This is a genomic window from Flavobacterium resistens, from assembly GCF_900182645.1.
Classification (GTDB): Bacteria; Bacteroidota; Bacteroidia; order Flavobacteriales; family Flavobacteriaceae; genus Flavobacterium; species Flavobacterium resistens.
In genome coordinates this window covers 696,816-708,157 of the sequence record NZ_FXTA01000002.1, presented here as the reverse complement: position 1 = coordinate 708,157, position 11,342 = coordinate 696,816, and the positions used below count along the sequence as shown (strand labels likewise).

Annotated in this window: 5 protein-coding genes; 3 read left to right on the top strand and 2 right to left on the bottom strand. The window is 33.6% G+C overall.

Annotation, left to right across the window (positions count from 1 at the left end; translation table 11 throughout):
- The first annotated feature begins 43 nt into the window (after positions 1-43).
- Positions 44-2,914 (top strand): helix-turn-helix and ligand-binding sensor domain-containing protein, encoded by a 2,871-nt coding sequence (locus FN795_RS09105; protein WP_142450318.1) that lies wholly within the window; start codon positions 44-46, stop codon positions 2,912-2,914.
- 36 nt (positions 2,915-2,950) lie between these two features.
- On the opposite strand, the gene FN795_RS09100 is transcribed toward FN795_RS09105, so the two are convergent.
- Both FN795_RS09100 and gldJ read right to left on the bottom strand, forming a co-directional pair.
- Entirely contained in the window at positions 2,951-4,237 is a 1,287-nt protein-coding gene (locus FN795_RS09100; RefSeq protein ID WP_142450317.1) for a UDP-N-acetylmuramoyl-tripeptide--D-alanyl-D-alanine ligase, read from the bottom strand.
- 118 nt (positions 4,238-4,355) lie between these two features.
- Positions 4,356-6,041, bottom strand: a complete 1,686-nt coding sequence (gene gldJ, locus FN795_RS09095) for a gliding motility lipoprotein GldJ (RefSeq protein ID WP_142450720.1) — start codon at positions 6,039-6,041, stop codon at positions 4,356-4,358.
- Positions 6,042-6,255: 214 nt separating this feature from the next.
- Here gldJ and porU point away from each other — a divergent pair, with 214 nt between their 5' ends.
- Both porU and porV read left to right on the top strand, forming a co-directional pair.
- Positions 6,256-10,092, top strand: coding sequence for a type IX secretion system sortase PorU (gene porU, locus FN795_RS09090; protein WP_142450316.1), 3,837 nt, complete (start codon positions 6,256-6,258; stop codon positions 10,090-10,092).
- A 42-nt stretch (positions 10,093-10,134) separates the two neighbouring features.
- Complete coding sequence (gene porV, locus FN795_RS09085) at positions 10,135-11,340, top strand: type IX secretion system outer membrane channel protein PorV (protein WP_142450315.1); 1,206 nt, start codon at positions 10,135-10,137, stop codon at positions 11,338-11,340.
- The last annotated feature ends 2 nt before the right edge of the window (positions 11,341-11,342 follow it).

The following is an 11,342-nucleotide window of genomic DNA, read 5'->3' as shown; positions in this document are numbered from 1 at the left end:
CAAAGCATTTACCATTCAAAATTTAAAAAATCTAAAAAATTTTATGAAATTGACAAAATCATATTTTATTATTACTTTTTTTACATTATTCACAATAACTTTTTTTGGCCAAGTCAAGAACATTGGGCTTCCAGAGGTAAGAAATTACAAACGAAATGAATATAAAGGAGGAACACAAAACTGGAATATAGGACAGGACAAGAACGGAAACCTATATTTTGCAAACAACAATGGGCTTTTACAGTTCGATGGCTCCTCTTGGAGAAAATATCCGCTTCCTAATTTAACTTCTGTAAGATGTTTAAAAATTGCAAATGATGGAAAAATTTATGTAGGCGGGTATAATGAATTTGGGTACTTCAAACCAAATGAAAAAGGAAGACTTAAATACACATCATTATCGCAGCAAGTAGACAAAAACAAAATCAAAATAATAGATTTCATCTGGAAGATTCATTCATTTGAAAATCAGACCATTTTTCAGTCATTTGCAAGAGCTTATATTTTTAAAAACAACAAGCTTACTATATTAGAAGCTCCAAAGCGCTTTCAGTTTTCTTTTGTCGTTAATAATAAACTATATTTTCAAGACATTGAAAAAGGAATATTAGAATACAGAAACGGAAAGCTTTATTCACTCCCAAATACTACAAGCCTAAACAATACAGAGATTTGGGGAATGTATAATTTAGCAAAAGGTAAAACATTAATTATAACCTTAGAAAAAGGATTATTCGTTTACGAAAACAACACTGTAAAACCTTGGGACACCGAAGCCAATAATTTTGTCAAAAAAAACAACTCACTTGGAGGGGTAACAATAAATAATAACTTCATCGTTTTAAATTCGGTATTAGACGGAATTGCAATTTGCGATTATAATGGCAAAATAATTCAGCATCTTAATCGCAAAAAAGGTCTTCAAAACAATACTGTTTTAACTTCTTTTATAGACAACAAAAACAATCTTTGGCTTGGTCTTGATAATGGTCTCGCATTTGTGAATGAAGGCTCTCCTTTCACTTATTTCGGTTTCAGTTATGACATCAGTACCGTTTATGCTTCAGTAATTCATCAGGGAAATCTATATGTAGCAACAAATCAGGGGGTATTTTATCACGCGTGGAACAACAGTTTTAAAGAAGACACTTTTAAGCTTGTTCAAGGAACAACAGCACAATCTTGGAACGTTCAAATAATTGAAAACGAATTAATTTGTTCCAATAACCGAGGAGCTCTGGTGATTAAAGGAGGAGCTGTTACGAATGTAATTGATTCAAAGGGATATTTTGGATTTAAGAAGATTCCAAATCATCCTGGATTTTATATTGGCTCTAATTATGACGGATTTGCTGTTTTCCAAAAAACGCCAGCCGGATTAGTGCATAAAAATCAAGTAATAGGATTTGATAAATCTTCAAACAACTTCGAGCTTGACGATTCGTATTTATGGCTTAAAAAAGATGAATCAATCTACAGAATGGCTTTAAGCAATGATTTAAAACGGTTTTCATCTATTAAAAAAATCGATCGATTAACATCAAAATATAAAAACATCGGAAGTATCCAAAAAATTGATGACCAACTGTACTTTCAAACCAATAATCATTTTTATAAATATTCAAAAGAACAGGATTTATTTTATGAAGATAAAAACTTATCTAAGTTATTTAGAAACATTCCCGTCATTAATAGTTTAAGTGAAGATTCGCAATCTAACTTATGGTATGCTTTTGACGAATCTATTGGGGTTTTAATGAAAAAAAACAACTACTATACTAATATTGTAGCGCCTTTTTCAAACCTAACAGGAAATTTGGTAAGCAACTATTTATCTGTCAACACAATCGACAAAAAAAATATTTTTATTGGATTAACCGATGGACTGGCACATTATGATTCTGAATTACTAAATAATTCTGTGACGAAACCAAAAGCCTTTATCCGTAGTTTCTCCTTTCCTGGCGATACTATTATTTTAGGAAATAATCAGAACAAAATTGAGAATATCAGAGTTCCGTATTCTTCCAATCATGTGCGTTTCACTTTTTCGTCACCAACTTATGAGAATCTAGAAAATGTCGAATTCTCCTATCAATTGGAGCCTTTCGATGATAAATGGAGCAATTGGTCTACAATTTCTATAAAAGAGTACACAAACCTTCGAGAAGGCGAATATACAATGAATGTGAAGGTCAGAAATAGTTACGGAATCCAATCAGAACCATCAACAATTTCATTTATCGTTTCTCCACCTTGGTACCGACATTTTTTAGCGTTGATGATTTATTTTATTTTAATAATTATCGCCATCTATGTGATTTCGGATAGAATTAAAATGAAAATCCGAAAAAACAAATATTATGAAACCATCGAACAACGTCGTTTATACTTAGAAAAAGAATCCAGAATTAGACAGGAACAATACGATCTTGAAAAAGAAATTGAAAAACTAAAAAACGACAAGCTTCAAATTAAAATTTTAGCAAAAGATAAAGAGCTTGTAAACAATTCGCTTCAAGTTGTAAAAAAGAACAAAATTTTAAATGGAATTATTCACAAATTGAAAGAAATTGATGTTGAAGCTCTGGATGATTCAACTAAATTCCAAGTAAGCAAACTCAACAAAAGCATTGTAAAAGAAGTAAATACAGATAAAAGCTGGAAAGATTTAGAAAAACACATTAAAAACGTTCATTTTGAATTTTTAAAGCGACTAAAAGAAAAATATCCAACTATTTCACCTCGTGAACTGGATCTTTCAACTTATTTATTGATGAACATGTCCACTAAAGAAATTGCCGAAATTATGAATATTTCGACGGGAGGTGTCGAACTAGCGCGATACCGTTTGAGAAAAAAGCTCGGACTGAATAAAAAAGAGAATCTAATTGGATTCTTAATGAGTATCTAAACGAAAAAAGCCATCAACCGCGGTTGATGGCTTTTTTTATGAAATATATTCTAATGTTCGTTCCAAAGCCATTCCTCTGGAGCCTTTTATCAAAATGGTGTTATCATTAAACTTAAGCGTTTTCAAATAGACCGAAAAATCATCAAAAGTTTCATAAAAATGAAGATTCTCACTTGAAATTTTATTTTCGTAGAATGATTTTCCAATTAAATAACAAACAGATTTATCCTGACTAGATAAAGAATCAACAATCGCTTTATGTTCTTGTGGACCTTCAGCACCTAATTCAAACATATCACCTAAAATCATTACTTTATTCTGACTATCTAACTGCAAAAAGTTAGCTATAGCAACAGCCATACTACTTGGATTTGCATTATAAGCATCCAGAATAATTTGGTTTGAGCCTTTTTTTAATAATTGCGATCTATTATTCTCCGGAATATAATTCTCAATTGCTTCTTTAATTGCCGCATCAGTTACTTTAAAGTAATGACCTATAGAAACTGCTGCATTTATATTATTCGAATTATACAAGCCAATTAAATGCGACTCTACACTAAAGTTTTCATAATCGATCACCACAAAAGGATTTGCTTCAATCTTTTTGATATTTAAATCTGCTTGTTTATTATTTAATCCAAAAGTAAACGAATTTATTCCTACCGATTTTTCAATTTGAATTGGATCTTCAAGATTTACAAATACAGCTTTATCATTTTCTGCAAGATATTTATACATCTCACTTTTTCCTTTTATAACTCCTTCTACTCCACCAAAACCTTCTAAGTGCGCTTTTCCGAAATTGGTAATATAGCCATAATCCGGTTGTGCGATTTCACATAAAAACTCAATTTCTTTTTGATGGTTTGCTCCCATTTCTACAATCCCAATTTCGGTTTCTTTTGTAAAAGACAACAAAGTCAATGGAACACCAATATGATTGTTTAAATTCCCAATTGTAGCTTTTGTTTTGTATTTTTTAGACAAAACAGCATTAATAAGCTCTTTCGTTGTTGTTTTTCCGTTACTTCCTGTTAAAGCAACAATAGGCAATTTCAAATACGAACGGTGAAATTTAGCTAATTCCTGAAGCGTCTCCAGACTGTTTTTAACCAAAATCGTTCTTTCGTCTATAAAGTATGATTCATTGTCTATAACAACGAATAACGCACCTAATTTTAATGCCTCTTCAGCAAAAGTATTAGCGTCAAAATTTTCTCCTTTAATAGCAAAAAACATAGAATCTTTTTCAATTTTTCTGGTATCAATTGAAAGCGATTTACATTGCAAAAACAGATTATGAATGTCTTGAATATTCATTTATATTATTTTTAATAGATGATAAAAGTAGAAAAAAACAATAAAAAAATTCCAAATTCCAGACTGAATATTCAGCTTTTGGAATTTGGAATTTTTTTTATAATGGAATTTCTAAATCTTAATTCCTTGGTGATTTTCTTCTTTCAGATTTAGATCCTACTCTAGACATTGCACATCTGAAACCAATGTAGTCAGTTGCCATATCCTGAGGGAAATATCTTCTTTGAGCTGGATCTAACCAGTAAGCTCTATCTCTCCAAGAACCTCCTTTGTAAACTCTTACTTTATCATCGATTAAAGTAGTACGTTTACTAGAGCTGTCATATTTTCTAATCATTTTTCCTAAACTGTCAGTTGTAACATTGTGTTTAGGCGAGTTGTACATTGCTTGATCAGCTTTTGGTCCAGACTCTGAATCTCCGAAGTCAAAATATCTAGAAGATTGTTTATCACCATCTCTATAATTGATATTGTCGCTTGTACTAAAGTTTTGTCTTAAGTATGTTTCTTGCTCATCAACCGGAACCTGCGCAATCTCTCCTGGAAGGTTTCTTGCTACAACTTTACCGTTGCTTAAAGTATCATATTTAATGTTAGAAGTTGAAACGATTTCAATTTTACCATCTTTGCCAATTTTATTTTTAGCATAAAGGTTACCTCTAAAGTAGTTGAAGTCATTTGCTTCGTTATCAATAATAGGTCTGTAAACATCGGCTACCCATTCTGCAACGTTACCTGCCATATCATACAATCCGAAATCATTTGCAGCATAGCTTTTTACCTTATTAGTGATATCAGCTCCGTCATCAGACCATCCAGCAATTCCACCGTAATCTCCGTTTCCTTGCTTAAAGTTAGCCAATTGATCACCTCTGTTTTTACGTTTAGCTGAACGAGTGTAATCTCCAGACCAAGGATATTTCTTTTGTCCTTTATATATATTGTATTCTCTTTGTCCAACATCAGCTGCTGCTGCATATTCCCACTCAGCTTCAGTAGGAAGCCTATATTCAGGCAAAATAACTCCTGAAGAACGTTGTGCATATACGTTTTTCGCCTCTGGAACTACACCATCTTTACCTGCTTTTGGTCTTCTTCCGTTAGGATTTTTCTTTAATACAATTTCTTCGCTTCCTCCATACTGTGTAGAAGGAGATGCCAAGTAAGCCTCAGTATTAAACAAACTTTCAGCAGTAACATCGTTAGTTTTAGCACCTCTTTTAATGTATCCGTCTTTTTCTAAAACAGCTTCGTTTACACGGTCTGTTCTCCATTTACTGAACTCAACAGCCTGAATCCAGTTTACACCAACTACAGGATATTCAGCATAAGAAGGATGTCTTAAATAGTTATTAGTCATCGTTTCGTTATATCCTAAACGATTTCTCCATACTAATGTATCAGGAGACGCCCCGGTGTAAATGTTTTTGTAATTTTCTTCTGTTGGAGGGAAAACTTTTTTCAACCACTCTAGGTATTCTAAGTACATACCATTAGTAACTTCGGTTTCATCCATGTAGAATGACTGAACGTGTTGTTGGGTTGGTGTGTTATTCCAATCGTGCATAACATCATCCTGTACTTTACCCATTGTAAATGTACCTCCTTCAACAAAAACTAAACCAGGACCAGCCTGTTGTTTTTTTCCTGCATTTCTAGCAGCCGTTCCATTCTGACTATCTACATCCCAACCTGTCGCTCGAGAAGCGTGAGAGGAACTCGATTTTTTGCTACAACTAGCCGTGCCCAACATCAATACCATTGACATCATTAATTGCAGGACTACAATTTTGTTTACTTTCATACTCATTCTTAGGTGATAAATTTAGGTGTTGCAATATAATAATTAACATTTAATTAGCAACATCTGTTCTAATAATTTTATTTAGCTGTTTTTTTACCAGAAAATAACCTATAGTTACGAACGCAAAAATATACTTTTTATTATTTACTATAACATGAAATACTATATTTTTACTTAGTAAAATAATTTGTTAACAATTTCGTTTTCTTAACCTATGAAACAAGCCCTAATCTTATACTTTTTTTTAGTTCCAATCCTTGGATTTTCCCAGATAAATGGGAGCTTCGCAATAGATTGGCAAGGTAAAAAAGAAATGAGTTTCGGTGATTTCAAAACCACAGTTCCTTATTTTTCCGGAAGCAGTTTTCGATACGATACTACTAAAAAAAGCCTAACACTGCTGCTTAACATCTCCCAATCGAGCTCTGGAACCAACAATTCTGTGCAACTTTTTAATGTTGTTTACGAAACAATTTCAACTAATGATCTTGGCGATTTAAATCCGGAAAACCTTCCTGAAAAACCAAATGAAACGTTAAAAATTGCTTTTTCAAGAGATCAAAAGCAACTTTTTCTTTCGCTTTCGCCGATTCTTAAAGATGGAAATGGCTTTAAAAGAATCCGATCTTTTTCCTATTCTTCAAACGGTTCAACATCAAAAAACAACAACACTTCTGCTTTTCAAAAATCAAGCGTAATTTCTAATTCTGTTTTAGCATCAGGAGATTGGTATCGTTTTTATGTAGAAAAATCAGGGGTTTATAAAATATCAAAATCGTTTTTACAAAGTTTAGGCTTTGATCCAAGCAAAACAGATCCAAAAAGAATCAAAATATACGGAAACGGAGGACGAATGCTTCCTTTAGCAAACAGTACTTATTATCCATATGATTTAACTGAAAACGCAATACAGATTATTGGCGAAAGCGACGGAATCTTTAACAATGAAGATTATATCCTTTTTTATGCCGAAGGAGTCGAAAACTGGAATTCAGAAAGTCAGACCAACCTTAATTTATTTGACTCAAAATCGTATTATTACATCACAACGACTGGCGGTGACGGAAAAAGAGTTCCGATTCTAAATCAGCCTTCAGGAAATACGACTTTAGAACTAAACACGTTTGATGACTATCAATACCACGAAATTGACCAGACTAATATAGCTCATTTAGGCCGCCAGTGGTTTGGAGAATCATTTGACATCAATCAGGAACAAGAATTCACTTTTACATTTCCGAACATAGACAACTCTGTTCCTGCAAAAATAGAAGTTGTTGGCGCTGCTGCTGCATTTACTCCGACATCTTTTGCTATAAGCGCAAACGGACAAAATATTGGGAATATTAACTTCAATTCCCTCGTTTCTAGTTCCGACATTAAATTTTATACTGGAAAATTACCTGCAAATTCAACATTTACAGGCGCCGAAAGTGTAAAAATAAAACTTACCTATAATAATAATGGTGTACCAGGATCAAAAGGTTATCTTGATTACATTAATATTATCGCAAAAAGAAAACTGCTCGGAACCGGAAAACAATTCAAATTCCAATATGATCTGGCCGGCTCAACACCTGGAATTGCAAATTATACCATTGGAAACGCTGCAGGAATATCTCAAGTTTGGGACGTCACAGATCCTTATAATGTTTCCAAAATTGAAAATTCAAATCAGGCAACTTTTAGCTTTAAAGCTTCATTGGGAGAAATCAGAAAATATATCGCCATTGATGCTTCAGATTATTTTACACCTTTAAAAGAAAGTCAGTCAAAAGTTGCTAATCAAAATTTAAAAGGAACACTTTTTAGAAATGCTCAAAATAGTATTCAAGATATTGATTATGTAATTATCTCTCCTAAATCTCTTGCCTCTCAAGCTGAAAAATTAGCCGCGTTTCGTCGCACCTATTCCAATTTAAATGTAAAAGTGATTACTTTAGAAGACATCTATCAGGAATTTTCATCAGGAAAGCAAGATATTGCCGCGATTAGAAATTGTATACGATATATTTACGAAAACGCTTCTTCGCCAGACAAAAGAATCAAGTACGTAAATTTATTTGGAGATGCGTCTTATGATTATAAAGATCGAATTTCAAACAATACCAATATTGTACCTATATATCATTCCTTAATTAGCAGCACAACAGGAGAAGCTTCTTTCGCTTCTGATGATTTCTACGGATTAATGGATGCTGACGAAGGAAACATCACCAATTTCTTTGGCGGAATTGACATTGCCACAGGCAGAATGCTTGTTTCTGACAATACACAGGCAAATGAAATGGTAAATAAAGTTTTAGAATATCACGACACTAAATCTTATGGAAATTGGAGAAATAATTTTGTTTTAGTGAGTGATGACGCAGATCAAAGTTCTGATGCATCGCTTCAATCACGTCAAAATGCCCTCGCAGATGTTATTGCAACTCAAAAACCTTTTTTTAATATCGATAAAATCATTTTAGACTCTTATACTCAGGAAGCTTCTGCGGGCGGATCAAGATATCCTAAAGCCCGTACCGATTTATTTGATGCTTTTGAAAAAGGCGCTTTGGTCTTTAATTATTTAGGACACGGAGGTGAAGATGGATTGGCCAGTGAAAGAATTTGGGAAAAATCAGATGGACAAAATCTGAATAATCAATATAAGTATCCTTTATTTATAACAATCACCTGCGAATTTTCAAGATTTGATGACCCAACCCGACCAACAGCGGGAGAATATACTTTTTGGAATCCAAAAGGTGGCGCAATTTCAATGTTGACCACCATTCGATCAATTGGTCAGTTTAATGCTGAGAATTTCAATGACAGCCTAAGCAAAAATTTACTTTCTTACGGATCAAACCAATACACCACTATTGCAGAAGCACTTCGAATTTCAAAAAATGAAAACCCGAGCTCATCCAGCAACGTTATATTTTACATTGGAGATCCAGCGCTTATGCTTGCAATTCCAAAACCGAAAATTAATTTAACAAAAGTAAATGATGTTGTGATTTCTCAAACCATTCCAGATTTAAAATCACTTTCAAAAATTAAAATTTCAGGAGAAATTACAGATGAAAACAATACTCTTTTGAGCAATTACAACGGCGAATTAGCAACTGCAATTTTTGACAAATTAATCACAACATCGACTCTTAATAATGATGGATTCAGTCCGCCAATGTCATTTAAAACTTTGGGAGAAACTATTTTCAGAGGCAACGCTTCAGTCACAAACGGCCAGTTTGAATTTAGCTTTGTTGTTCCAAGAGACATTCGAATTAATGTCGATTATGGCCGAATCAGTTTTTATTCAAAGAAAAATCAGGCTTTGGAAAATCAATCAGGTTATAACACCACTATTAAAATAGGAGGCATAAATGAAAATGCACCTCAGGACAATATTAGTCCAAAAGTGAAGTTATATATGAACGATGAAACATTTGTTTCTGGTGGTATTACAAATGAATCGCCTTTTCTTTTGGCGTTTCTGGAAGACGAAAACGGAATCAATACAGCTAGTGGAATTGGGCATGATATAGTGGCAGTATTAGACGGAGACGTAAGCAATCCGTACATTTTGAATGATTATTATCAGACAAAATTAGATGATTATACAAATGGAAATTTACGCTTTCCGCTTCGAAATTTAAAAGCTGGACTGCACACTATAACTTTCACAGCATGGGATGTTTATAATAACCCTGTAACAAGTGAAATACAATTTATTGTAGTTGGAGATGAATCATTATCTTTAACCCACGTTCTTAATTACCCTAATCCATTTTCAACCTACACACAGTTTTGGTTTTCGCACAATAGGCCTTATGAACCACTGGAAGTTCAGGTACAGGTTATGACTATTACAGGAAAAGTAGTCTGGACAACAAACCGAATTATTACAACTGAGGGATTTCTTTCAAGAGAAATTACTTGGGACGGGAAAGACGATTTTGGAGACCGGATAGGTAAAGGAGTTTATATTTATAAATTGACTGTAAAATCAAATTTAACAAATAAAAAAGCAGAAAAGTACGAAAAGCTTGTCATTCTATAATAATATATATAATTTGCACCACCCAAAACATTAGTCCCATAAATGAAAAAAATATCACTTTTATTAATTTGTCTTTTAATTATTTCATACGCAAAAGCACAAGAAACTCGACCAATCACCACAGGAGTTCCTTTTTTATTAGTTGCAGCTGATGCAAGAGCCGCAGGTTTAGCAGACCAAGGCGTAGCTACATCATCTGACGTTTTCTCTCAACAATGGAATCCTGCCAAATACGCATTTGCCAAAGATGCACAAGGACTTTCTATTAGTTATACTCCTTATTTAACTGATTTAGCCAATGACATTTCACTTGGGCAATTAACTTATTACAACAAAATAAGTGACCGAAGCGCCTTTGCAGGAAGTTTTCGCTATTTTGGCTTTGGAGATATCGAGTTAAGAAAAACTGGAGACCCAAATGAAATTCCGAATATCGTATCGCCAAACGAATTTGCTTTAGACGGATCTTATTCGCAAAAATTAAGCGAAACCTTTTCAATGGCAGTGGGAGCAAGATATATCCGCTCTAACTTAAGAGTTGCCTCAGAAGATGTAGATGCAACTGCAGGAACATCGTTTGCTGTAGATGTTGCAGGATTTTATCAATCTGAAGAAATTGCTTATAGTGATTTCAACGGAAGATGGAGAGCTGGTTTTAATTTTCAGAATATTGGACCAAAAATCAGTTATGACAATGACGATTTAAGTTCTAACTTTTTGCCTGCAAATATGCGTTTGGGAGGCGGTTTTGACTTTATTCTTGACGACTATAATAAGTTTGCCGTTAGTCTTGAATTCACAAAACTACTTGTACCAACTCCTCCAGGACCTGGAACACCAGTAGATTTAAACGGAGATGGCGATTATACTGATGCGGGAGAAACCACACAAGAACAAGCAAACACCATTGCATACAATAAATACAATGACATAGGTTGGTTTCAAGGCATTTTCAAATCCTTTGGAGATGCACCAGGAGGATTTAGCGAAGAAATAAAAGAAGTAACTTATAGTCTTGCCGGAGAATATATGTACCAAGATTCGTTTGCATTTCGTGCAGGATATTTCCATGAAAGCCCTCAAAAAGGAGCTCGACAATTCTTTTCTTTAGGTGCTGGTTTCAAATACAACATCGTAAAAGTTGACGTTTCATACTTATTCTCAACTTCAAAAGTTAAAAATCCGTTAGAAAACACGCTTCGTTTTTCTTTAACGTTTAACTTTGGCGACAAATACGAAGAATATTAAAC